The 23,182-nt window shown below is 70.0% G+C and carries 16 protein-coding genes; 9 read left to right on the top strand and 7 right to left on the bottom strand.

Annotated features, from left to right (window positions below):
- The first annotated feature begins 166 nt into the window (after positions 1 to 166).
- From U4Z64_RS01290 to U4Z64_RS01275, 4 genes are all read left to right on the top strand, one after another.
- Positions 167 to 1,600, top strand: a complete 1,434-nt coding sequence (locus U4Z64_RS01290) for a PLP-dependent aminotransferase family protein (RefSeq protein WP_321819008.1) — start codon at positions 167 to 169, stop codon at positions 1,598 to 1,600.
- A 101-nt stretch (positions 1,601 to 1,701) separates the two neighbouring features.
- Positions 1,702 to 2,103 (top strand): hypothetical protein, encoded by a 402-nt coding sequence (locus U4Z64_RS01285; RefSeq protein ID WP_321819007.1) that lies wholly within the window; start codon positions 1,702 to 1,704, stop codon positions 2,101 to 2,103.
- Between the two features lie 251 nt (positions 2,104 to 2,354).
- Complete coding sequence (locus tag U4Z64_RS01280; RefSeq protein WP_321819006.1) at positions 2,355 to 4,139, top strand: nitrite/sulfite reductase; 1,785 nt, start codon at positions 2,355 to 2,357, stop codon at positions 4,137 to 4,139.
- Positions 4,136 to 4,594 carry a DUF934 domain-containing protein gene (locus U4Z64_RS01275; protein WP_321819005.1) on the top strand — a complete coding sequence of 153 codons (459 nt, stop codon included), beginning with the start codon at positions 4,136 to 4,138 and terminating at the stop codon, positions 4,592 to 4,594. The genes U4Z64_RS01280 and U4Z64_RS01275 overlap by 4 nt, the downstream gene beginning before the upstream one ends.
- A gap of 73 nt (positions 4,595 to 4,667) precedes the next feature.
- Here the strand turns inward: U4Z64_RS01275 and U4Z64_RS01270 are convergent, their stop codons facing one another.
- From U4Z64_RS01270 to U4Z64_RS01260, 3 genes are all read right to left on the bottom strand, one after another.
- The gene (locus U4Z64_RS01270) at positions 4,668 to 5,945 is read right to left on the bottom strand and encodes a virulence factor family protein (RefSeq protein ID WP_321819004.1); all 1,278 of its coding nucleotides are present in this window, start codon (positions 5,943 to 5,945) and stop codon (positions 4,668 to 4,670) included.
- Entirely contained in the window at positions 5,942 to 8,536 is a 2,595-nt protein-coding gene (gene mprF / locus U4Z64_RS01265; RefSeq protein WP_321819003.1) for a bifunctional lysylphosphatidylglycerol flippase/synthetase MprF, read from the bottom strand. The genes U4Z64_RS01270 and mprF overlap by 4 nt, the downstream gene beginning before the upstream one ends.
- Positions 8,537 to 8,910: 374 nt before the next feature.
- The gene (locus tag U4Z64_RS01260; RefSeq protein ID WP_321819119.1) at positions 8,911 to 9,849 is read right to left on the bottom strand and encodes a LysR family transcriptional regulator; all 939 of its coding nucleotides are present in this window, start codon (positions 9,847 to 9,849) and stop codon (positions 8,911 to 8,913) included.
- A gap of 97 nt (positions 9,850 to 9,946) precedes the next feature.
- Between U4Z64_RS01260 and U4Z64_RS01255 the strand changes: the two genes are divergently transcribed.
- Both U4Z64_RS01255 and U4Z64_RS01250 read left to right on the top strand, forming a co-directional pair.
- Positions 9,947 to 10,387 carry a heme-binding protein gene (locus tag U4Z64_RS01255; protein ID WP_321819002.1) on the top strand — a complete coding sequence of 147 codons (441 nt, stop codon included), beginning with the start codon at positions 9,947 to 9,949 and terminating at the stop codon, positions 10,385 to 10,387.
- A gap of 4 nt (positions 10,388 to 10,391) precedes the next feature.
- Positions 10,392 to 11,168, top strand: coding sequence for an SDR family oxidoreductase (locus U4Z64_RS01250; RefSeq protein WP_124484644.1), 777 nt, complete (start codon positions 10,392 to 10,394; stop codon positions 11,166 to 11,168).
- Between the two features lie 175 nt (positions 11,169 to 11,343).
- Here U4Z64_RS01250 and U4Z64_RS01245 read toward each other — a convergent pair whose 3' ends face one another.
- Genes U4Z64_RS01245 through U4Z64_RS01230 form a run of 4 tightly spaced genes read right to left on the bottom strand, consistent with a single transcriptional unit; the run spans position 11,344 to position 19,854 of the window.
- Positions 11,344 to 15,531, bottom strand: a complete 4,188-nt coding sequence (locus U4Z64_RS01245) for a bifunctional nitrate reductase/sulfite reductase flavoprotein subunit alpha (RefSeq protein ID WP_321819001.1) — start codon at positions 15,529 to 15,531, stop codon at positions 11,344 to 11,346.
- A gap of 16 nt (positions 15,532 to 15,547) precedes the next feature.
- A complete protein-coding gene (nirD, locus tag U4Z64_RS01240; RefSeq protein ID WP_044843338.1) occupies positions 15,548 to 15,895 on the bottom strand; it encodes a nitrite reductase small subunit NirD in 348 nt (115 codons plus the stop codon).
- A gap of 38 nt (positions 15,896 to 15,933) precedes the next feature.
- Positions 15,934 to 18,507, bottom strand: coding sequence for a nitrite reductase large subunit NirB (nirB, locus tag U4Z64_RS01235; RefSeq protein ID WP_321819000.1), 2,574 nt, complete (start codon positions 18,505 to 18,507; stop codon positions 15,934 to 15,936).
- A 21-nt stretch (positions 18,508 to 18,528) separates the two neighbouring features.
- Entirely contained in the window at positions 18,529 to 19,854 is a 1,326-nt protein-coding gene (locus tag U4Z64_RS01230; protein WP_321818999.1) for an MFS transporter, read from the bottom strand.
- Between the two features lie 703 nt (positions 19,855 to 20,557).
- Between U4Z64_RS01230 and cobA the strand changes: the two genes are divergently transcribed.
- From cobA to U4Z64_RS01215, 3 genes are all read left to right on the top strand, one after another.
- Positions 20,558 to 21,319, top strand: a complete 762-nt coding sequence (gene cobA / locus U4Z64_RS01225; protein WP_321818998.1) for a uroporphyrinogen-III C-methyltransferase — start codon at positions 20,558 to 20,560, stop codon at positions 21,317 to 21,319.
- Between the two features lie 171 nt (positions 21,320 to 21,490).
- A complete protein-coding gene (locus tag U4Z64_RS01220; protein WP_044843334.1) occupies positions 21,491 to 22,087 on the top strand; it encodes an ANTAR domain-containing response regulator in 597 nt (198 codons plus the stop codon).
- Between the two features lie 5 nt (positions 22,088 to 22,092).
- A complete protein-coding gene (locus tag U4Z64_RS01215) occupies positions 22,093 to 23,136 on the top strand; it encodes a CmpA/NrtA family ABC transporter substrate-binding protein (RefSeq protein WP_321818997.1) in 1,044 nt (347 codons plus the stop codon).
- The last annotated feature ends 46 nt before the right edge of the window (positions 23,137 to 23,182 follow it).

Genomic DNA, 23,182 nt, shown 5'->3' with positions numbered 1-23,182 from the left:
TCACGCGCGACGGATGCGCACGCATCGGCATCGCCACGACAGCGCGACCGGCCGCGGCCGTCGCGCTTTCCTTTTCGGGCCGCTCGTCGGACAATGACGCGCGCCCGCCGGCGCGGCGCCGCATCGGCCCCGCGCGAGCGGCACCAAGCATGCTCCGCCCGAGCCGATGAAACGCTACGAAACCCTCGCCCAGACGATCGCCGACGAAATCCGCAACGGCAACCTCGCGGTCGGCACGCGCCTGCCGTCGCTGCGGCAGATCATCGCGCAGCATGGCGTGAGCCAGTCGACGGTGTTTCGCGCGTACTACCTGCTCGAACAGTGGGGGCTGATCCGCGCACGCGAGCGTTCCGGCTATTACGTCGCGCCGGGCGCGGGCCCGGCGGCGAACCCGTCCGCGAAACGCCGCGCGAGCCGTGCCGGCGCCACGCGCAAGGTCGACATCAGCGACCTCGTGTTCTCGGTGCTCGACGCCGCGACGCAGCCCGGCATCGTGCCGCTCGGCTCCGCATTTCCCGCGCCGCAGCTGTTTCCGCTGCCGCGCCTCGCGAAATCGCTCGCGCAGGCGACGCGGCTCGTCAGCCCGTGGAGCACGGTCGTCGACCTGCCGCCGGGCAGCGAGGCGCTGCGCCAGCAGATCGCGCGACGCTATCTGGCAACCGGTGTCGCGCAGCCCGTCGACGAGATCGTCGTCACCAACGGCGCGCTCGAAGCGCTGAACCTGTGCCTGATGGCCGTCACGCGGCCCGGCGACGTCGTCGCGGTCGAGTCTCCCGGCTTCTATGCGGCGCTGCAGGCGATCGAGCGGCTCGACCTGCGCGCGGTCGAGATTCCCGTCGATCCACGCACGGGCCTCGATCTCGATGCGCTCGCGAACGCGCTGGACCGGCACGACATCCGCGCGTGCTGGTTCATGACCAATTTCCAGAATCCGACCGGCGTCACGCTGTCGCTCGACAAGAAGCGCGCGCTCGTCGAGCTGCTGGCCGCACGCAAGGTGCCGCTGATCGAGGACGACGTATACGGCGAGCTGCATTTCGGCCCCGACTACCCGCTGCCCGCGCGCGCATTCGACCGGCACGGCCTCGTGATGCATTGCAGTTCGTTCTCGAAGACGCTCGCGCCCGGCTACCGGATCGGCTGGGCCGCCGCCGGCCGGTTCGCGGAGAAGGTGCAGCGGCTCAAGCTGATGACCACGCTGTCGGCGAGCATTCCCGCGCAGGCCGGCATCGCGAACTATCTGGAGCACGGCGGCTACGACCGTCACCTGCGCAAGCTGCGCGGCACCCTGCAGGCGCAGCTCGCGCGCATGGACAACGCGCTGCGGCGCTGGCTGCCGCCCGGCGTCGAGTGGGTGCGGCCGGACGGCGGTTATTTCCTGTGGCTGTCGTTTCCCGACGCGATCGACGCGATGGAACTGCACCGCCAGGCGATCGCGCGCGGCATCAGCTTCGCACCGGGGCCGCTGTTCTCGGCCGCGCACGGCTTCGAGCGCTGCGTGCGCGTGAACTTCGGCCATCCGTGGAGCCGCGACATCGAGCGCGCGATCCGCGTGCTCGGCGAGCTGGTCGCCGGGCCGGCGGTACGCAAGTCGGGCTGATCGCGCCTCGTGCGCACGCTGCGCGCCGCCCGCATCATGTCCATGCAGCGAAGCCGCGCGCGGGTTACATTGCTGGTCCCGCCGCTCCTTCACGATTGCCCATGAGCCAACTGCCCTACCTCGATCACGACGCGTTGCTGAAACTGGCGGCCGAAGCGGCGCACGTTACGCAGCCGTGCACGTGCACGAGAACCTCGCTCGCCGGCTGGACGACCCTGCCGCTGTCGCTGCAGGACACGCAACTGACCGAAGTGGCCACGCTTGCGCTGCCCGGCGAGGCCGAGCCGAGCTTCGACGAATATCATCCGGCCGGCACGCGCTATGCGTCGGACGACGCGCCGATCGCACCGCGCCACTTTCCGTACAACCGCTGCAACGTCAGCCGCTGCGTATCGTGCGGCCGGCTTTATCTGCGCTATCAGGAAGGCGGCGGCTACTTCATCGACCAGCGCATCCGCGCGCTCGATCCGGCGTTGATCGTCGACGCACCGGCGCAAGCCTGAACCCGACGGCGGGGCATGCGCAACGCATGCCCCGGCACACACCGGCGCGTCCCGCCGATCTGCTGCGCCCTTTCCGTTCCGATCTGTTAAGCCGTTTCCTCTCCGATCTGCTGCGCCGATTCCGTTCCGATCTGCTGCTTGTCCCGCCGCCCCGCGTTCCCTACGCTGTCCCTGTTGCCCGACACCCGTCGCAACATCCCCTCCCGAGCAGCGCGCGCCCTTGCGCCGCCGCTCCTCTCGCGTATCACGTCATGTACCGATATACCGATTTCGACCGGGCGCTCGTGCGCAGCCGCGCCGCCCAGTTCCGCGACCAGCTCGAACGCTGGCAGCACGGCACGCTGAGCGAGGATGCGTTCCGGCCGTTGCGCCTGCAGAACGGCTGGTACGTGCAGCGCCATGCGCCGATGCTGCGCGTGGCCGTGCCGTACGGCGAGCTGTCGAGCGCGCAGCTGCGCGTGCTCGCCCGGATCGCACGCGACTACGACGTGCCCGACGACGCCACCTACCGCGCCGCCTGCGACGCGCAGGCGCTGCTCGGCACGCTGCGCCTGCCGACCCGCAACGCGCACTTCACGACCCGCACCAACGTGCAGTTCAACTGGATTCCGCTCGCGCAGGCAGCCGACGTGATGGACCTGCTCGCGACCGTCGACATGCACGGGATCCAGACGAGCGGCAATTGCATCCGCAACATTTCGTGCGACGAGCGCGCGGGCGTCGCGCCGGACGAGATTGCCGATCCGCGCCCGTTCGCCGAGGTGATGCGCCAGTGGACGACACTGCATCCGGAATTCGCGTTCCTGCCGCGCAAGTTCAAGATCGCGATCACCGGCGCGGCCGAGGACCGTGCGGCGACCGACTGGCACGACGTCGGGCTGAAACTCGTGCGCAACGACGCGGGCGAACTCGGCTTTCGCGTGAGCGCCGGCGGCGGCATGGGCCGCACGCCGCTGATCGCGACGCTGCTGCGCGCGTTCCTGCCGTGGCAGCAGGTGATGAACTACATCGAGGCGATCGTCCGCGTGTACAACCGCTACGGGCGGCGCGACAACAAGTACAAGGCGCGCATCAAGATCCTCGTGAAGAGCGAGGGGCAGCGCTATATCGACGACGTCGAGGAAGAATTCCGCCAGATCGTCGAGCATGACGGCGGCCCGCACACGATCCCGCAGGCCGAGTTCGACCGCATCGCGGCATCGTTCGTGCCGCCGCGCCTCGCGCCCCGCACGGTCGACCTGCAGGATGCCGAAGCGCGCATGGCCGCGCACGCCAGCCGCCATCCGGCCTTCGCGCGGTGGCTCGCGCGCAATGTCGCAGCACATCGCGACCCAGCGCTGCGCATCGTCACGCTGTCGTTCAAGCGCCGCCTGCAGGCGCCCGGCGACGCGTCGCCCGAGCAGCTCGACGCGCTCGCCCAACTCGCCGAGCGCTTCTCGGCCGGCGAGGCACGCGTCACGCATACTCAGAACGTGGTGCTGCCGTGGGTGCACGTCGACGACCTGTTCCTGCTGTGGGAGCAAGCGCGCGCGATCGGCCTTGCCAGCGCAAACGTCGGACTCCTGACCGACATGATCGCGTGCCCGGGCGGCGATTTCTGCGCGCTCGCGAACGCGCGCTCGATCCCGATCGCCGATGCGATCGCCGAGCGGTTCCAGGATCTCGACATGCTGCACGACGTCGGCGACATCGACCTGCACATCAGCGGCTGCATCAACTCCTGCGGCCATCATCACAGCGGGCACATCGGCATCCTCGGCGTCGACAAGGACGGCGCCGAGTGGTACCAGGTGACGCTCGGCGGGTCGGACGGCTCGAGCGCGAGCGGCCCCGCGCGGCCGGGCAAGGTGATCGGCCCGTCGTTCTCGGCGGACGAGATCGTCGATGTCGTTGACGCGCTCGTCAACGTCTATCTCGACGCGCGGCTCGACGCCGACGGCCGCAGCGAACGATTCATCGACACGGTGCGCCGCATCGGCGCCGAGCCCTTCAAGGCCGCGGCCAACGACGCACGTCACCAGGCGGAGCACGCATGATCCCGACCGACCAAAGCCCGAACGCACGCATCCGGCTGCTGACGCCGGCCGAACACGCCGACGATACGAACGCGCCGGACACCGCGCCCCGCACGACCCTGACGATCGGCAACGACGAGGAGCTGCGGCCGCTCGCCGCACGCATCGCGCAGGCCGCGCGCATCGACCTGCACTTCCCGTCCTTCACCGACGGGCGCGCATACAGCCAGGCGTATCTGCTGCGCAAGCGCTTCGGCTTCGCCGGCGACCTGCGCGCGACCGGCGACGTGCTGGTCGATCAGTTGCTGTTGATGGAGCGCACCGGGTTTTCGAGCGCGGTGCTCGGCGCCGATGCCGATCTGGCCGCCGCGCGCCGGCAGCTCGACCGGTTTCCCGGCTTCTATCAGCGCGACGCGAGAACGGCGGCGCCGCGGCAGGAAGCGGCGCCGCAAGTCGAGACGCAAGCCGGGAAATGAAAACGGGCGGCCCGCAGGCCGCCCGTCCGATGAACCACAAGCGCCGCGCCCGCCGCACCGCGGGCGCCGGCGTTCAGCGCGCCGCCACCGGCTTGCCGAACGCGCCGAGGATCTTCTTCTCGAGCGCGATGTAGTCGTGGCCGAAGTGGTGGTCGCCGCCCGTCTTGATCACGTCGGCACCGCTATTCGCGAGCGCCGGACACATCGTGTCCTTCTCTTCCGCGCCGTAGAAGCATTGCACGAGCTGCGGCGGCACCTTCGCGATTTCCGGCGCGACCTTCATCGCCTTGTCGCTCGCCGGCATCCCGAGCCAGCCCGTCACGCGGATCTGGAAATCCGCCGCCGGCGCGAAGCCGAGCAGCGACATCACCGCCACCTTGTCACGCAGGTCGGCCGGCAGCCGGTTGTACGCGAACGGCATCACGTCCGCGCCGAATGAGTAGCCGACCAGCGCCACGCGGTTCGCATGCCAGCGCGCCATGTAGGTGCGCATCACGCGCGCCAGGTCGCGGCTCACCTGTGCAGGCGGCTTCTCGCTCCAGAAGTAGCGCAGGCTGTCGATGCCGACCACCGCCACGCCGTCGCGCTGCAGCGCCTCGGCGATCGTCTTGTCGAGATCGCGCCAGCCGCCGTCGCCCGAGATCACGATCGCGAGGCGGTCGCTGCCGCCCTTGGCCGGCAGCTCGACGAGCGGCAGGTCCGACACGTCGAGCTCGTCGGTGCTGCTGGTGTCGTGCAGGTGCGACGTGACGAGCGACACGAGCGTCGCGGTGTCGCCGGCCGCGGCCGTTTCGACGAAACCCGGCATCGCGCGGCGCACGATCGTCGGATCGGGCGGGCACGGCTTGAAGCGCGCATCGAGCTTCGCCGCCGGCGCGACCGACGCGACACCGGCGATCGTGTTTTCCGGCGCCATCGACAGGATCTGCTTCGCGATCACGCCGCCCTGGCCCACGCCCGCGACGATCGGCGTGTAGTAACGCGCCGATTGCGCGAGGCGTTCGAGCTGGTGGCTGACCGCTTCGGCGTCGCCGTCGAGGTGGTGACAGGTTTCCTGCTTCGCGGCGAGGTTCGCCGCATAACGCTCCGAATCCACCCCGACCGTCATCGCGCCCGCTTTCGCGAGGGCGTCGGCCGCCTGCTGGTCGGCGGCGCCCCAGCCCCGCCCGCGCGAGAACAGCACGACGAAGCCGCGCAGCGGGCCGCCCGGCTTCGTCACGGTCACGGGGCCGTAGCGGCCGCCCGACACGGTTTCCGGTTGCGCCGCGGCCTGCGCCGCGAACGCCGCGCCGGCCAGCATCATTCCCGCGCAGGCGACAGCCGCCCGCGCGATACCCTTCTTCAACATCATGAACGCCGACCTCCAGCCAGCAGGGACAGATCCGCGAGCGTGACGAACACGCCGACCGAGCCCGAGGCCGCGAGATAGCGCGGCTCCCAGTGCGGCTCGAACTTGCTCTTGAATGCACGCAAGCCGCGGAAGTTGTAGAAGCGGCCGCCGAAGCGCCAGACCATCAGCCCGAACCGGTGCCACGGCGACGGCATCTTCGCCGCCCCCATCCCCGAGAACGGCGCGATGCCCAGGCTCAGCTTGCGGAAGCCCGCCTCCTTCAGATGCAGCGCGAGCTGCGTAAACAGATACTCCATCGCATACGGCGACGCGTCCGGCAGATGACGCATCACGCCGACCGTCGCCTCGGTGTTGAGGTCGGTCGTCATGAACGTGACGAACGCGATCGGCTTGTCGGCCTGGCGCACCAGCATCACCGACTGCGTCGCGAGATAGCCGTCGTGGAACGCGGCCACCGAGAAGCTCTTCTCGCGCGCGTCGCGGCTGTCGAGCCAGCCGTCGGAGATGTCGCGCAGCGACGGCAGCGCGGCCGGCACGTCGCGCGGCGCGATCACCTCGACCGTCAGCGCGTCCTTGTCGCCGCGACGCAGCGCATAGCGCAGGTGCGACCGGTTCGAACCCTTCAGGTCGAAGCGGTCGAGCGCGATATGCGCTTCCTCGCCGAGCTTCATCAGCGTGAGCCCTGCGTCGAGATACAGCGGCAGCGCGTTCGCGCGCACCTGGTAGAACGCCGCGCGGCCGCTGTGCGCATGCGCCAGCGCGATGAACTTGCCGATCAGCGCCGGCCATTCCTCGCGCGGGCCGACCGGATCGTGCAGCGCGGCCCACGTGCGGCCGTTCTTCGCATACATCAGGAAGGCGCGGCGCGATTCGGAGAACAGGAACGACTTGTCGCCCATCAGCGCGAGGCCCGCATCGCTGCACTCCTGCGCGCGGATGATCTGCTCCGCGTCGATCAGGTCCTGCTCGGCGGGCTTCACGAAACGCCCGGGCGCCGGCCGCAGCAGTTGCCACAGCGCGAACATCGCGACGAACACGCCGGCCGCCAGCGTCGCGCGCAGCGCCCGCGGCGCGCGCTCGTCGAACGCGAAATGCGACCACAGATCGCGCGTGTAAGGCACGTCGCGGAACGCGAAGCACAGCACCCACACGGCGAGCACGAGCACCATCGTCACCGACACGAACCAGCTCACCGTGAAGCGCTCGGCGAGCAGCGACGAATGCCGGTTGAAGCGGCGGCGGCTGACGAGCAGCAGCACCAGCAGCGTGCCGAGCACGCCGGCCTCGACGAACGCGAGGCCCTTGGCCAGCGACAGCGCGAGGCTCGCGAGCGTCAGCGCGAAAGTCATCCACCATGCGCCGTCGAGCCGGCGCAGCAGCCCGCGCGCGACGAACAGCAACGCGACGCCCAGCACGCTGCAGATCACCTGCGAGCCTTCGAGCACCCACAGCGGCACGATGTTGCGCAGGATCGCGATCCGGTGCCAGAACGCGGGCGTCGCGCTCGAGATCACCAGCATCCCGCCGACCGCGAAGGTCACGAGGCTCAGGAACAGCGGCGCCAGCTGCGACACGCGCGCGGCCTGCCGCGTCACGAGCCGGCGGCGCAGCGCGCGGCCCTCGAACCCGGCCAGCAGGCCGGCCGACAGCACGAGCGGCACACCGAAGTAGATCGCGCGATAGGCGATCAGCGCGGCGACCATCGCGTGCGCCGGCACTTCGCGGCCCAGCGTGAAGACCATCGCGGCCTCGAACACGCCGATCCCGCCCGGCGTATGGCCGATCATCCCCAGCAGCAGCGCGGCCGCGTACACGGTGATGAAGGTCGGCAAGCCGACTGGAGCGGACGGCAACAGCACCCACAGCGTCAGGCCCGCGGCCACGACGTCGAGCACCGCATAGACGACCTGCGCGACGAGGTCGCGCCGCGCCGGCACGTCGAACGAGAGCCATTTGAAACGCGTGACGACCGGGCGCGCGGTGCTGCCGCACATCGCCGTCATCACGGCCAGCACGACGAGTAGCGCCGCGCCGCTCCACGTCAGCACGGCCGGCGCGACATGCAGCATCGCGGCGAGCGTCTGCGGCACGCAGACCATGCCGAGCGCCGTCATCAGCACCAGCGCGAGCGCGAGCGTGCCGCTGGTGAATACGGTCATCCGGCCGATCTGCGCGGGCGTGACGCCCGACGCACCGTATACGCGCGCGCGCACGGCGCCGCCCGTCAGCGCGCCAAAGCCGGTCGCATTGCCGAGCGCGGAGCCGGCGATCGCGCCGATCCACAGCGCGGCGCGCGGCACTTTCGCGGCGACGTAGCGCAGGCCGACCGCATCGCGGGCGACGAGCGCGAGATAGCTGAGGGCCGTCGCGGCCAGCGACGCGCCCCACTCGCCCGCGGACAGGTGGCGCAGTTGGCGGATCACCGACCGGTAGTCGACGGATTCGGACAGGTGCTGGAACACCACGATCAGCAGCAGGCCGATGCCGAGCGCGAGCAGCGGCGACAGCACGCGCTCATTGCGGATCAGCGTCGCGACACGGGCGATCGCTGCCGCGGCACGGCCGGGCTGGCCAGGGTGGCGGGAAGACATAGAGTGTTCAGTGGTGGTGCGTAGCTTGTCGCGGCGCAGGGTGGCCTCGCGGCGACGAATCTGGTTGTTCTGCGTGGGCGGTCGGCCTGGGACGAAGCCAGGCGGCGCCTGAATCAGAAATTACGAGTATACGGATTTTATATTACAGAATCTTTCGATCCCGTACTGAGCGGTTCGGGCGCGGCGGTCGCATCAACGACGCGTCAAATTCATGCGCAAGGTGCGCATCATACCGGGAACCGCCGGGAATTTTTCATCGAATGAATGACTTGCGACGCTTTTGGGAGAAATTCTCCCGGCCCGACCGAGCCCGCGAGAGCAAACCCGCGACCGGCGCGGGATTCGGGGAATGGGGACGGATTGCCGTGCCCGCCTTACGGGCCCTTTGTCGCGCCGTCATCGTGCCAGTCGGCGCCGGCCCGCTCCCGCAGTATGTCGATGAATGCGCGCAGCTTCGCCGGCACGTGCTTGCGATTCACGTAATAGAGCCACATCGGCGGCAGCGTCCGGCACGCGCCCGGCAGCACCTCGATGAGCGTGCCGTCGCGCAGGTCCGCGTCGATGCGCTCGCGCATGAACGCGAAAGCGATGCCGACACCCTCGCGCGCGGCATCGATCACCGCATCCGCGTCATTCGTCACGAGCACACCTTCCGGGTCGAGATCGACGTCGCGGCGCCCGTCGTGCAGCAGCCATTTGTGCAGGCGCCCGCTCTCGGAGAACCGGAACCGGACGCACGCATGGCGCTCTAGCTCGGCGATCGACGCGGGCGTGCCGTGCCGCGCCAGATAGCCGGGCGAGGCGACCAGCGCGCAGGTCAGCGCGGGCGCGATCCGCACGCCGATCATGCCGGGCTGCAGCCGGTCGGCAAGACGAATCCCCGCGTCGAAACCCTCCTTCGCGATATCGACCAGCTCGTTCTCGTAGCGGATTTCGAGCCGGACCTTCGGATAGCGCGCGCGGAACGCGGCCAGTATGGGCGCGATCACGAGCGAACGCGCGAGCGGCAGCGCCGTGACGCGCAACAGCCCGCCCGGCTCGCTGCGCACCTCCTTCAGCACGTCGCGCGCCTGCATGACCTGCCGGTACGCGGGCTCCGTCTGCTGCCGGTAATGCTGGCCGGCTTCGGTCAGGCTCACGCCGCGCGTGCTGCGGTTGAACAGCTTCACGTTCAGCTCGCCCTCGAGCTGGCCGATCGCAAGACTGACGGCGGCGGGCGTCAGTCCCAGCGCGGCGGCCGCGCGCGTGAAGTTGCCGGCCGTCGCGACCGTCATGAACACGTGCAGCCCGGCCATCGGATCGCGTCTGCTCATCATTAAAAAAACTTGAAACTCCTTCGAGCGGAATGCTGATTCTCCCATATACCGGAACTACCTACACTGGCCCTGTCGTCTTCCACCGGAGCATCGAATGAATCCGCATCACAGCCCCGCACTGCCGCTCGCAGCTGTCCAGCAGACGATCGAAGCCGCGCTCGCGCAGGCCGCGTCGCTGCAGGTCGCCGGTGTGTCGATCGCGATCGTCGACGCCGGCGCGAACCTGCTTGCATTCATCCGCACCGACGATTGCTTTCTCGGTGCGATCGACCTCGCGCAACGCAAGGCGCTGACGGCGATCCGCTTCCGCGCATCGACCGCCGCGCTCGGCGCGATGTCCGGCGACGGCCCGCTGCGCGGGATCGAGCACAGCCACGGCGGGCTCGTCACGTTCGGCGGCGGCGAGCCGCTCGTCGACGGCGACGGGCGCTGCGTCGGCGCGATCGGCATATCGGGCGGCAGCGTCGAGCAGGACGACGCGATCGCGCGACATTGCCGCGATCGCTTTCACGCAACCTTTCCCACCTCGAGGTAAGCACATGGCTCAGAAACGCATCCTCATCACCGGCGCGGGCAGCGGCTTCGGTCGCGAAGTCGCGCTGCGGCTCGCACAACACGGTCACGCGGTCACGGCCGGCGTCCGCACGACCGCCGAAATCGACGCGCTGACGGACGCCGCCGCGCAGCGCGGCACGGCACTGCGCGCGGTGAAACTCGACGTGACGTCGGCCTACGACCGCGCCCGCGCGGCCGAATTCGAAGTCGACGTGCTCGTGAACAACGCGGGCGTCGGCGAAGCCGGCGCGCTGGTCGACCTGCCGGTCGAGATCGTGCGCGAGCTGTTCGACGTCAACCTGTTCGGGCCGCTCGAACTCACGCAGCAGATCGCCCGCGGCATGCTCGCGCGCGGGCACGGCAAGATCGTGTTCGTGTCGTCGATCGCGGGGTTGATCACGGGGCCGTTCACGGGCGCCTATTGCGCGTCGAAGCACGCGGTCGAATCGGTCGCCGAGGCGATGCACGCGGAACTGGCGCCGCACGGCATCCGTGTCGCGGTCGTGAACCCGGGCCCGTACAGCACCGGCTTCAACGACCGCATGATGGAAACGCCGCGACGCTGGCGCGATCCGGCCGTCCACACGGTAACGCCCGAGCGGCTGACCTTCCCGCTCGAGCAGCACGATCCGGAGGAAATGATCGCGAAGATGGTCGACGTGATCGAAAACGACGGCGGCGCATTCCGCAACCTGCTGCCACAGTCGTCGGAAGCATTCGTGCGCGCCGAGCAGGCGCGCGCGTGGGACCGGCAGCAGTGACGCAGGCCGGCGGCGGCAGGCGGGTCACGCAGGAACGCCCTGCCCGCCGCCCGGCCTGTCGCGTACGACGTTCGCCGTCGATGACCTTCCCGACGGCACGAACCGTCGCGGGTCAATGCGTCGCCGAAGCCGGGCCCGCAACCGGGCGGGCCGCGTCGAGCTGCGCCGCGCGTGGTCAGTACACGTCCCGCATGTAGCGCCGCGCCTTCGAGAGCTTCGCGACGTAGTCGTTCGCGGCTTCGTCCGACATCCCGCCGTGCTCGGCGACGACCGCCTTCAGCGCGGTATCGACGTCCTTGGCCATCCGCGCGGCGTCGCCGCACACGTAGAAGTGCGCGCCTTCCTCCAGCCACTTGTACAGCTCGGCGCCCTGCTCGCGCATCCGGTCCTGCACGTAGATCTTGTCGGCCTGGTCGCGCGAGAACGCGAGATCGAGCCGCGTGAGGAAACCGCTGTCGCGCATCGCGCTCAGTTCGTCGCCGTAGTAGAAGTCGGTCTGCGCATGCTGCTCGCCGAAGAACAGCCAGTTGCGGCCGCGCGCGCCGCGCGCCTGCCGCTCGTGCAGGAAGCCGCGGAACGGCGCGACGCCGGTGCCGGGCCCGACCATCACGACCGGCACGTCACCGTTCACCGGCGGCCGGAAATGCGCGGACTTCTGCACGAACACCGGCACGCGGCCGTCGTCCGCGCGATCGGCGAGGAACGTCGACGCGACGCCTTTGCGCGCGCGGCGGCCGTTGTGATAACGCACGGCCGACACCGTCAGGTGAATCTCGCCCGGGTGCGCGCTCGGGCTCGACGCGATCGAATACAGGCGCGGCTGCAGCCGCTTCAGCATCCCGACCAGCTCCGCGCCCGACAGCTCGACCGGGAACTCGTGCAGCACGTCCGCGAGCTGTTGCCCCCACAACCATTGCTTCAGGTCGGCCTTGCGATCGTCGCCGAGCAGCGCCTTCAGCGCGCCGTTCGCGCTGCGCGACGCGATGAACGCGAGCGTGTCGGGGTGCGGGCGCGTGATGTCGAAGTGGCGCGCCAGCGCATCGCCGAGCCGCACGTCGCCGACGCCCGCGACCGACACGGGGGCGTCGGCCTTCAGCGCAGTGACCGACAGCAGCTCGTCGACCAGTTCCGGGCAGTTGGTCGGCCACACGCCGAGCGCGTCGCCGGTTTCGTATTCGAGGTTCGCGCCTTCGGTCGACAGCGACACGTAGCGCGTGTCCTTCGCGGCGCCCGGCCGGTTGAGCCGCAGGTTCGCGACGAGCTTCGACGGCGCCGGATGCGCCTTGGTCGGCAGCAGCCCCGACGCGCTCATCCCGGCGGTCGGCACCGCATGCAGCGCCGCATCCGCTTCCTTGATCCGGGCGACCACGCGTTCGAGCCACTGGTCGGCATCGCGCTGGAACTCGACGTCGCAATCGACGCGCGCGCACAGGCGCGCCGCGCCGAGTTCCGCGAGCCTCGCATCGAGCCGGCGGCCGTGCCCGCAGAACTGGTCGTAGTTGCGATCGCCGAACGCTAGCACAGCGAAGTGCACGCCGTCGAGGCGCGCGGCGCTGCCGGCCTGCAGCGCGTCCCAGAACTCGCTGCCGTTGTCGGGCGCGTCGCCGTCGCCGAACGTGCTCGTCATCAGCAGCACGTATTGCGCGCCGGCCAGCGACGCGACCGGATAGTCGGACATGCACGCGGTGCGGATCTCGAAGCCGGCGTTCATCAGCTGCGTCGCGTAGTCCTCGGTCAGCGATTCGATGTTGCCGGTCTGCGACGCCCACAGCAGCACGACCTTCGGGCGCATGCGCACGATCCGCACGCCGCCGGGCGCGGCGGCCTCGGCCGGCAGTGCGGGCACAGCGCCTTCCGCGGTGTGGGCCGGCACCGCTCGGCTGAACAACCCCGCCAGCATCCCGTCGAGCCAGAGCCGCACCGGCGGCGTGAGCGGCGCACCGGCCGGCAGCACCGGCACGCCGCCGTCGCGCCGGCCGGCGCTCGCCTTCAGCCCGCTGACGAGGCCGGCCACGTACAGGCGCTCCGCGTCGGTGAGCGGCGGCGGCGCGAGATCGGCCACGCCGAGCGCGGCCGCGAAAGTGTCGAGGTCTGCCATGTCGGATTCCTGTGAAGCCGTGATCTGCACCGCCGCCGGCACGGGCCGCGCGTCGCCGGCGGCGGCATCGGGTCGCGCCGTGTCGTCGGCGGCGGACGCGAACGCGTCCGTGTCGACGCGCGCGAGCGCGACCGCGCAATACTTCAGTTCGGGTTGCTGCGATTCCGGATCGATCGCGTCGTTCGTCACCGCGTTGATGCACAGGTCGTCGCCGTACACGTCGTTCCAGTGCATCGGCGCGAAGCAGTTGCCGCGCTGCACGCGCTCGGTCACGACGGCCGGCAGCACGACGCGACCGCGCGCCGAGCGAATCTCGACGCTGTCCTGCGTGGCGATGCCGAGCGCGCTCGCGTCGTCCGGATGCAGTTCGACGAACGGGCGCGGATTGAGCTTGTTCAGCATCGCGACCTTGCCCGTCTTCGTCATCGTGTGCCATTGATGCTGCAGCCGGCCGGTGTTCAGCACGATCGGGAACGTGTCGTCCGGCAGCTCGGCCGGATCGACGTGCGGCCGCGCGAAAAAGCGCGCCTTGCCCGACGGCGTCGGGAACGCGAGGCGCGGCGCAGCGCCGCCGTCGGCTGCCGCGCGCGGCGGCTGGCTCACGCCGTCGTTCAGGTAGCGGATCGGGTGCCGCTCGCGCGCGGCGCCCGGCGCGACCGGCCATTGCACCGGGCCGTCGCGCAGCGCCGCATGGCTCGCGCCGCGCAGGTCGTAGCCGGTCGCCGGATTCGAAAACCGCACGATCTCGTCGAACACGTCGGCCGCCGACGCATAGTCGAACGCATCGCCGAAACCCATCTCGCGCGCGACTTCCGCGACGATGCGCCAGTCCGGCAGCGCGTCGCCGGGCGGTGCAACCGCGGCGCGCATCAGCGTCATGTTGCGTTCGGAGTTGATCATCACGCCGTCGCCCTCGGCCCACAGCGCGCCGGGCAGCAGGATGTCCGCGTAGCGGTTGGTCTCGGTGTCGAGGAATGCGTCCTGCGCGATCACGAGTTCCGCGGCCTGCAACCCGGCGATCACGTTCTGCCGGTTCGGCACCGTCGCGACCGGATTCGTGCAGACGATCCAGCACGCCTTGATGTCGCCGGCCGCCATCCGTTCGAACAGGTCGACGGTGCCGCGGCCGGCGTCCTTGCGCAGCGTGCCGGCCGGCACGCGCCACAGGTGTTCGACGAAGCGCCGGTCGTCGTCGGACAGCACCGAGCGCTGGCCCGGCAGCCCGGGCCCCATGTAGCCCATCTCGCGCCCGCCCATCGCGTTCGGCTGGCCGGTCAGCGAGAACGGCCCGCTGCCAGGCCGGCAGATCGTGCCCGTCGCGAGATGCAGGTTGCAGATCGCGTTGGTGTTCCACACGCCGTGCGTGCTCTGGTTGAGCCCCATCGTCCAGCAGCTCATCCATTCCTGCGCGTCGCCGATCCATTGCGCGGCCGTGCGGATGTCGGCTTCGGCGAGGCCAGTGATCTCGGCGACGCGTTCGGGCGTGTAGTCGGCGAGGAACGCGGGCATCGCGTCCCAGCCTTCGGTGTACGCATCGATGAACGCGGCATCGATGCGGCCGTTCGCATGCAGCAGGTGCAGCAATCCGTTCGTCAGCGCGAGATCGGTGCCCGGCCGGATCTGCAGGAACAGGCCGGCCTTGTCGGCGGTGCCGGTGCGGCGCGGATCGACGACGATCAGCTTCGCGCCGGCCTTCACGCGATCCATCATCCGCAGGAACAGGATCGGGTGGCAGTCGGCCATGTTCGCGCCGATCACGACGAACAGGTTCGCGCGATCGAAGTCCTGGTACGAGCCGGGCGGGCCGTCCGCGCCGAGCGACTGCTTGTAGCCGGTGCCCGCGCTCGCCATGCACAGGCGCGAGTTCGACTCGATGTTGTTGGTGCCGACGAAGCCCTTCGCGAGCTTGTTCACCAGGTATTGCGCCTCGATCGACATCTGCCCCGACACGTAGAACGACAGCGCGTCGGGACCGTGCGCGTCGAGCACCGCGCGCAGCCGCCGCGCGGTTTCGGCGATCGCGTCGCGGGCCGGCAGCGGCACGAGGTCGTCCTCGCGCGCGCGCCGCACGAACGCGCGGTCGAGCCGCCCCGAGCGGCGCAGCGCGACATGCGCCGACGAACCCTTCGTGCACAGCCGTCCGAAGTTGGCCGGATGGTCGGAGTCGCCCGATACCTTGACGACTTCGTCATCCTCGACGTGCAGCACCATCCCGCAGCCGACGCCGCAGTACGGGCACACGCTCTTGACGGGGGTGGCGCTCATGCGTGCTCCGGGGCGTTCAGGCGGCGATCCACACGAAACCGTCCTCGACCCGCGACGGATACGCGCTCACCGATTTCTCGGGCGCTTCGAGGCATTCGCCGGTCCGCAGGTCGAAATGCTGCTTGTACAGCGGCGACGCGACCACCACGCGCTCGCCGAGGCTGCCGATCAGCCCGCGCGACATCACCGCCGCCTGCGACACCGGGTCGACGTTGTCGATCGCGAACACGCCGCCTTCCTCGGCATGCGCGACGTGAAACACGGCGACCTGCTCGCCGTTGACGAGCGCGCACACGCCGGTGTTCGGCACGATGTCGTCGAGCGGGCACACGCGGGTCCAGGACAGGGGATGACGATCGTTCATGATGGGCTCCTTGGAAAAGACGCTGGTGTCGGCCGAAGTCACACGGTGGCGGGTTCGGCGACGACGGGAATCGCAACGGGCTTGCCGCCCGCGCGCTCGGCGAGCGTGGCAGGCCGGATCTGCCCGCGCGTCTCGACGAATGCGATGGTCGTGTCCGGCGCGTCGCTGTTCACGAAGTGGCGGAAGCGCTTGCGCGTGTCCGGATCGGTGACGGCCTTCTTCCATTCGCATTCGTAGGTGTCGACCACGTGCTGCATGTCGGCTTCGAGTTCGGCCGCGATCCCAAGCGTGTCGCGCACGACGACGTCGGCCAGGTAGTCGAGCCCGCCTTCGAGGTTGTCGCGCCACACGCTGGTGCGCTGCAGCCGGTCGGCGGTGCGCACGTAGAACATCAGGAAGCGGTCGATGTAGCGGATCAGCGTGGCGCGGTCGAGGTCGGACGCGAGCAGCTCCGCGTGGCGCGGCTTCATCCCGCCGTTGCCGCACACGTACAGGTTCCAGCCCTTCTCGGTCGCGATGATCCCGACGTCCTTGCCTTGCGCTTCCGCGCACTCGCGCGTGCAGCCCGACACGCCGAACTTGATCTTGTGCGGCGCGCGCAGGCCCTTGTAGCGGTTCTCGAGGTCGATCGCGAGGCCGACCGAATCGTCGACCCCGTAGCGGCACCACGTCGAGCCGACGCACGACTTCACGGTACGAAGCGCCTTGCCGTACGCATGCCCCGATTCGAAGCCGGCCGCGATCAGTTCCTCCCATATCGACGGCAGCTGCTCGACGCGCGCGCCGAACAGGTCGACGCGCTGGCCGCCGGTGATCTTCGTGTAGAGCCCGTACTTCTTCGCGACCTGGCCCACCGCGATCAGCCCTTCCGGCGTCACCTCGCCGCCCGGCATGCGCGGCACGACCGAGTAGGTGCCGTCGCGCTGGATGTTCGCGAGATAGTAGTCGTTTGAATCCTGCAGCCCCGCATGCTCCTTCTTCAGCACGAACTCGTTGAAGCACGACGCGAGGATGCCCGCCACCGCCGGCTTGCACACGTCGCAGCCGAGCCCGTGGCCGTGCTTCGCGAGCAGTGTGTCGAAGGTCGTGATGCGCTCGACGCGGATCAGGTGGAACAGCTCCTGGCGCGAATACGGGAAGTGCTCGCACAGATGGTTGTTGACCGCGAGGCCCTGCTTCTTCATCTCGGCCTTCATGATCTGCGTGACGAGCGGTACGCAGCCGCCGCACGACGTGCCCGCGCCCGTGCACGACTTCAGTGCGCCCAGGCTCGTCGCGCCGTCGGCCACCGCCGCGCAGATCTGCGACTTCGACACGTTGTTGCACGAGCAGATCTGCGCGCCTTCCGGCAATGCGTCGACGCCGATCGCGGGCTTCGCCGCGCCGTCCGACGACGGCAGGATCAGGAATTCCGGCGACTCGGGCAGCTCGATGCGGTTCAGCATCATCTGCAGCAGCGTGCCGTATTCGGCCGCGTCGCCGACCATCACCGCGCCGTGCAGGAACTTGCCGCAGTCCGACACCACCAGCTTCTTGTAGACCTGGCGGCGCTCGTCCGCGTACTGGTAGGTGCGGCTGCCGGCCGTCGCGCCGTGCGCGTCGCCGATGCTCGCGACGTCGACGCCCATCAGCTTCAGCTTGGTGCTCATGTCGGCACCGGCGAATGCGGCGTCGGCCGCTTCTTCCGGGGCGCCGCCGAGCTGCTTCGCGACCACGCGCGCCATGTCGTAGCCCGGTGCGACGAGCCCGTACACCATCCCGTTCCAGGCCGCGCATTCGCCGATCGCGTAGATGTCGGCGTCGCTCGTGCGGCACGCGTCGTCGATCGCGACGCCGCCGCGCGGACCGATTTCGAGGCCGCACGCTCGCGCCAGTTCGTCGCGTGCGCGGATGCCGGCCGAGAACACGATCATGTCGGCATCGAGATGCGAACCGTCGGCAAACGCCATCCGGTGCGTGCCTTCCTCGCCGTCGACGATTTCGAGCGTGTTCTTGCCCGTATGCACGGTCACGCCGAGCGCCTCGATCTTCGCGCGCAGCATCCGGCCGCCGCCGTCGTCGACCTGCACCGCCATCAGCCGCGGCGCGAATTCGACGACGTGCGTGTCGAGCCCCATGTCGCGCAGCGCCTTCGCGCATTCGAGGCCGAGCAGCCCGCCGCCGATCACCACGCCGCGCTTCGCGTGCGTGCCGCACGCCTGCATCGCTTCGAGATCCTCGATCGTCCGGTACACGAAGCAGCCCGCGCGATCGCGCCCCGGCACCGGCGGCACGAACGGACGCGAGCCCGTCGCGAGCACCAGCTTCTCGTATGCGAGCGTTTCGCCGGACGCGAGCGTGACCGTGTGCGCGTCGCGATCGATCGACGCGACGCACGCGTTCAGGCGCAGGTCGAACTGCGGATGCCGTTCGAAGAAGCCGGGCTCGACGAGCGACAGGTCGTCGGCCGACTTGCCCGCGAAGAATTCCGACAGGTGCACGCGGTCGTACGCCGGACGCGGTTCCTCGCCGAGCACCGTGACCTGCAGCGCGCCCGCCGCGCCGGCTTGCGCGGCGACGCATTCGAGGAGCTTGTGGCCGACCATCCCGTGGCCGATGACGATGAGTTTCATGATGACGTTTCCTTCGGTCGATCAGTTCGCGGCGCCGGCGGCGGCGAGCGCGCGGTCGCGCAGCTCGGCCTCGCGTGCCTTGTGTTCCTCGCTGAAGCGCACGGCCATCGCGCACAGCGCGGTCGCGGTGACGGCGAGCCCGAGCAGGCTCAGCGTGTGCTGCACGTCGCCGACGCCCTTCAGCAGGAACGCCGCGGCCACCGCGCCGACGTTGCCGCCCGCGCCGACGATCCCGGCGACGCCGCCGAGCGCCTTGCGGTCGATGAACGGCACCAGCGCATAGGTCGCGCCGCAGGCCATGTGCGTGAAGAGGCCGAAGGTCAGCATCGCGACGAGCGCCATGCCGATGCCCTGCGCATGCGAGAACCAGACCAGCCCGAGCCCTTCGCCGACGATCAGCGCGCACAGCAGCGTCGCGCGCACGTCGAGGCTGCGGCGCGCGGCGATCTTGTCCGACAGCCAGCCGCCGAGCGCGCGGGCGAACAGCGCGAGCAGCCCGAACATCCCGACCGCGAAGCCGGCGTCCTTCAGCGATAAATTGAAGTGATCGACGTAGTACAGCGCGGCGATGTTGTGGATGAACACCTCGACGCCGAAGCACGCGCCGTACGTGACGAACAGCATCCACACGCGATAGTTGCCGCACGCGGCGAAGAAGCTCGCCCAGCCGCCCTTCTTGCCGCTGTCGACCGTCACGCCCTGCTTGCGCAGCGCGACGAAGTCGCCTTGCGGGCAGTCCTGCGTGAAGCGCCAGTACGCCCAGGCCATCGCGAGCATCGCGACGCCCGGCACGACGAGCGCGATGCGCCACGACGTGTCGTCGCCGAAGCCGAGCATCAGGCCGGCCGCGACGAGCAGCGGCATCATCGCCTGCGTCGCGCCCGCGCCCGCGTTGCCCCAGCCGGCGGTGGTCGCGTTCGCGGTGCCGACCACGTTCGGCGCGAACATCACCGACGTGTGGTACTGCGTGATCACGAAGCCCGCGCCGATCGCGCCGATGCCGAGCCGGCAGATCAGGAACGTCACATAGTCGTGCGAGAACGACACCGCGAACACCGGAATCGCGCCGAGCACGAGCAGCCCGACATACACGCGGCGCGGGCCGAAGCGGTCGCACATCGGGCCGACCAGCAGCCGCACGGCGATCGTCGCGGCCACCGCGGCGATGTTGATGTTCGCGACCTGTGCCGCGGTGAGGTGGAACTCGCGCGCAATCAGCGGCATCAGCGGCGCGCATGCGAACCACGCGAAGAAGCATACGAAGAACGCCATCCACGTCATGTGGAACGCGCGCATCGGCGCGGTGCGGAAGCTGAAGAGATCGATACGGGTAGCTTTGTCGGTCATGTCATCCGCCAAACGAAAAACGGCGTCCTGCACACCCGGTCTCGTCGAGACCCGATGTGTAGGACGCCGTTGCCCATGAAGCCCGTTGCCGGGCGCGTCGGTAATCGGTACTGCGGACGAATCGTCGTTGATTCGCCCGAGCCAGCTTACGCAAGCGCCGTGCCATATCCGCCCGAATCGCAGTTGCAGCCCCGCCGCACAAGGCTCGCCGGCCGTTGCACGCATCGCTGCACGACGCCGCGCATGATGCGTCGGGATGCAGCGAGGCACAGATACGGTGCGCTGCAGCACTGTCGCCGTGCGACATCGCGGTGCGCGTGGATGGGGCCGCGATGCACGCCGATGCGGCATCGCGTGCGCCGCGGCCCCGCGGTCGCATGCGGGCCGGCGTCTGTCGTGGCGGTCGCGCCGTGTGTATCGCCGCGCTTATTGCCGCACTTGTCGCCATGCCTGTTGCGATGCTCGCCGCCCGGTTCAATCAGGTTGGCCCGGATATTGCTGATTCCGGACCACACCGGCAACGGCGCCGGTGGGCAGTCCCCGCAAGTCGGGCCCGCCGTTGCAGGCGGGCGCAACAGATCAGGACAACGACGTCCCCCCGTGCCCGGCACGGCCGGATGTCGCGATCGCGTCGACCGCCCGCCGCCGCCGCAAGCAACAACGCGTTATCGATCGCCGCACGCACGCGGCACTGGAACACGACATGACGACTGGAAAAGTCACGCTGCTGGGCGCCGGGCCCGGCGATCCCGATCTCCTCACCCTGAAGGCCGTGAAGGCGCTGGCGGCCGCCGACGTGCTGCTGCTCGACGATCTCGTCGCGCCCGGCATCGTCGAACTCGCGCCGCACGCGCGCGTGATCCGCGTCGGCAAGCGCGGCGGTTGCCGCTCCACGCCGCAGGCGTTCATCGAGAAACTGATGCGCCGCTACGCGCTGCGCGGCGCGCACGTCGTGCGCGTCAAGGGTGGCGACGCGCTGCTGTTCGGCCGCGCCGGCGAGGAACTCGCGACGCTGCGCGCCGCCGCGATTCCCGTCGACATCGTCAACGGCATCTCGTCGGGCTTCGCGGCCGCCGCGAGCCTCGGCATCTCGCTCACGCACCGCGAGCACTGCCAGGGCGTCACGTTCGTCACCGCACACCGCCAGGACCACGGCGAACCCGACTGGGCGGCGCTCGCGGCGACCGGCACCACGCTCGCGATCTACATGGGCATGAGCCGCGTCGACAGCATCGCGGCGGGCCTGCTCGCCGCCTTGCCCGCGTCGACGCCGGCCGCCGCCGTGCAGTGGGCCGGCACGCCGCACGAGCGCCGCTGGACCGGCACGCTCGGCGGCCTCGCGCGCGGCGTCGCGGCGGCCGGGCTCGGCAGCCCGGCCGTGATGCTGGTCGGCGCGGCAATCGGCGAAGCCGCCGTGCAGCGCACCGATGTCGCCGGCGAGGCGCTCCTGTCGCGGGCGGCGTAGCATGGGTCACGTCACGCGGCACCGTCCGCACGCCCGTTCCGCTCACCGCGGCCGCGTTCGCGCCGGCTGCCGGGGATGCATGCGCGAGGTTCCGGGTACATCGACTTCCGCCCGCACCCCGCAACCCCCGCTCAACCCTTGTACCGAAGCCGGTCCGTCCCCGTTCGCGTCATGAGTTCGTCCGCCCCGCCCGCACGCCTGCGCGTGCTGCTCGTCACCGACACCGACAAGCCGATCGGCGAACTCGGCGACGCGCTCGCGCGCCTCGGCTACGAGATGCTCAACGACGTCGCAACGCCCGCGCGCCTGCCCGCGGCCGTCGAGGAGCAGCGCCCCGACGTCGTGATCATCGATACCGATTCGCCGTCGCGCGACACGCTCGAGCAACTGGCCGTGATGCACGCGACTGCGCCGCGCCCCGTGCTGATGTTCAGCCACGACGCCGACCAGGCGCTGATTCACGCGGCGGTCGGCGCCGGCGTCAGCGCGTATCTCGTCGAGGGCCTGTCGGCCGAGCGCCTCGCGCCGATCCTCGAAGTCGCGCTTGCGCGCTTCTCGCACGACGATGCGCTGCGCCGCCGGCTCGCCGACGTCGAGCGCGAGCTCGCCGAACGCAAGCTGATCGATCGCGCGAAGCGCCTGCTGATGGATCAGCGCAGGCTGTCCGAGCACGATGCGTATGCGTTGCTGCGCAAGCGCGCGATGGACCAGGGCCTGCGCATCGTCGACGTCGCGCGGCAACTGCTCGATGCGACCCAACCGTCATGAATGCCATGAACCCTTCGCCTCCCGCCGCGCCGGAACGCGCGCATCTTCGTCTCGGGTTCGTCGCGCTGAGCGACGCGGCCCCGCTGATCGTCGCGCAGCAGCTGAATCTCGGCGCGCGCCACGGCCTGACGCTGGAACTGAGCCGCCAGCCGTCCTGGGCCGCCGTGCGCGACAAGCTGCTGAGCGGCGAACTCGACGCCGCGCACGCGCTGTACGGGCTCGTGTGCGGGCTGCAGCTCGGCATCGGCGGCCCGCAGGCCGACATGGCCGCGCTGATGGTGCTGAACCGCAACGGCCAGGCGATCACGTTCGCCCGCGGCCTCGCCGACGCCTACCGCGCAAGCGGCGACGTCCGCGCGGCGCTCGCGACGCTCGGCCGCAAGCCGCTGCTCGCGCAGACCTTCCCGACCGGCACGCATGCGATGTGGCTGAACCACTGGCTCGCGTCGCACGGCATCGATCCGCTGCGCGACGTGCGCAGCGTCGTGATTCCGCCGCCCGAGATGGTCGCGGCGCTCGCGAGCGGCGAACTCGACGGCTTCTGCGCGGGCGAGCCGTGGCACGCGGTGGCCGAAGCGTGCGGCGCCGGCCGGACCGTCGCCGTCACCAGCGAGATCTGGCCCGATCATCCGGAGAAGGTGCTCGCGGCCCGGCGCGATTTCGTCGCGCTGTATCCGGCCACCGCGCGCGCGCTGATCCGCACGCTCGTCGATGCGTGCGCGTGGCTCGACAGCGCCGCGCACCGTCGCGACGCGGCCGGCTGGCTCGCGTCGCCCGATGCGCTCGGCGTGCCGGCCCGGCTGATCGCGCCGCGCCTGCTCGGCGACTACGGCCCCGGGCCGTTCGCGCAGCCGCCGCTGCCGATCCGCTTCCACGACGGCGGCGCCGTGAACCGGCCGGATCCGCAGGAAGGCCGGTGGTTCTTGTTGCAATACCGCCGCTGGGGCATGCTCGAGGGCACGCACGACGACGTGGCGATCGCCGCGGCGATCGCGCAGACGGCGTTGTATGATGCTGCGATCGCCGAAGGCGGTGCGGCGGACCGGTGATCCCGGCACGGGATGCCGGGGCCCTCGCGCAGCACCATGCCGCGCC

This window comes from Burkholderia sp. BCC1996, assembly GCF_905339955.1.
GTDB lineage: Bacteria > Pseudomonadota > Gammaproteobacteria > Burkholderiales > Burkholderiaceae > Burkholderia.
The sequence above is the reverse complement of the archived record's forward strand: the minus strand, read 5'-3'. Positions and strand labels throughout refer to the sequence as shown.

Coding starts and splice junctions, on each gene's coding strand:
- nirD (WP_044843338.1), bottom strand. CDS start 15,895: ATGAACGATCGTCATCCCCTGTCCTGGACCCGCGTGTGCCCGCTCGAC.
- U4Z64_RS01280 (WP_321819006.1), top strand. CDS start 2,355: ATGTACCGATATACCGATTTCGACCGGGCGCTCGTGCGCAGCCGCGCC.
- U4Z64_RS01250 (WP_124484644.1), top strand. CDS start 10,392: ATGGCTCAGAAACGCATCCTCATCACCGGCGCGGGCAGCGGCTTCGGT.
- U4Z64_RS01260 (WP_321819119.1), bottom strand. CDS start 9,849: ATGAGCAGACGCGATCCGATGGCCGGGCTGCACGTGTTCATGACGGTC.
- U4Z64_RS01245 (WP_321819001.1), bottom strand. CDS start 15,531: ATGAGCGCCACCCCCGTCAAGAGCGTGTGCCCGTACTGCGGCGTCGGC.
- U4Z64_RS01255 (WP_321819002.1), top strand. CDS start 9,947: ATGAATCCGCATCACAGCCCCGCACTGCCGCTCGCAGCTGTCCAGCAG.
- U4Z64_RS01215 (WP_321818997.1), top strand. CDS start 22,093: ATGAACCCTTCGCCTCCCGCCGCGCCGGAACGCGCGCATCTTCGTCTC.
- U4Z64_RS01290 (WP_321819008.1), top strand. CDS start 167: ATGAAACGCTACGAAACCCTCGCCCAGACGATCGCCGACGAAATCCGC.
- U4Z64_RS01270 (WP_321819004.1), bottom strand. CDS start 5,945: ATGATGTTGAAGAAGGGTATCGCGCGGGCGGCTGTCGCCTGCGCGGGA.
- U4Z64_RS01285 (WP_321819007.1), top strand. CDS start 1,702: ATGAGCCAACTGCCCTACCTCGATCACGACGCGTTGCTGAAACTGGCG.
- cobA (WP_321818998.1), top strand. CDS start 20,558: ATGACGACTGGAAAAGTCACGCTGCTGGGCGCCGGGCCCGGCGATCCC.
- U4Z64_RS01220 (WP_044843334.1), top strand. CDS start 21,491: ATGAGTTCGTCCGCCCCGCCCGCACGCCTGCGCGTGCTGCTCGTCACC.
- mprF (WP_321819003.1), bottom strand. CDS start 8,536: ATGTCTTCCCGCCACCCTGGCCAGCCCGGCCGTGCCGCGGCAGCGATC.
- U4Z64_RS01230 (WP_321818999.1), bottom strand. CDS start 19,854: ATGACCGACAAAGCTACCCGTATCGATCTCTTCAGCTTCCGCACCGCG.
- U4Z64_RS01275 (WP_321819005.1), top strand. CDS start 4,136: ATGATCCCGACCGACCAAAGCCCGAACGCACGCATCCGGCTGCTGACG.
- nirB (WP_321819000.1), bottom strand. CDS start 18,507: ATGAAACTCATCGTCATCGGCCACGGGATGGTCGGCCACAAGCTCCTC.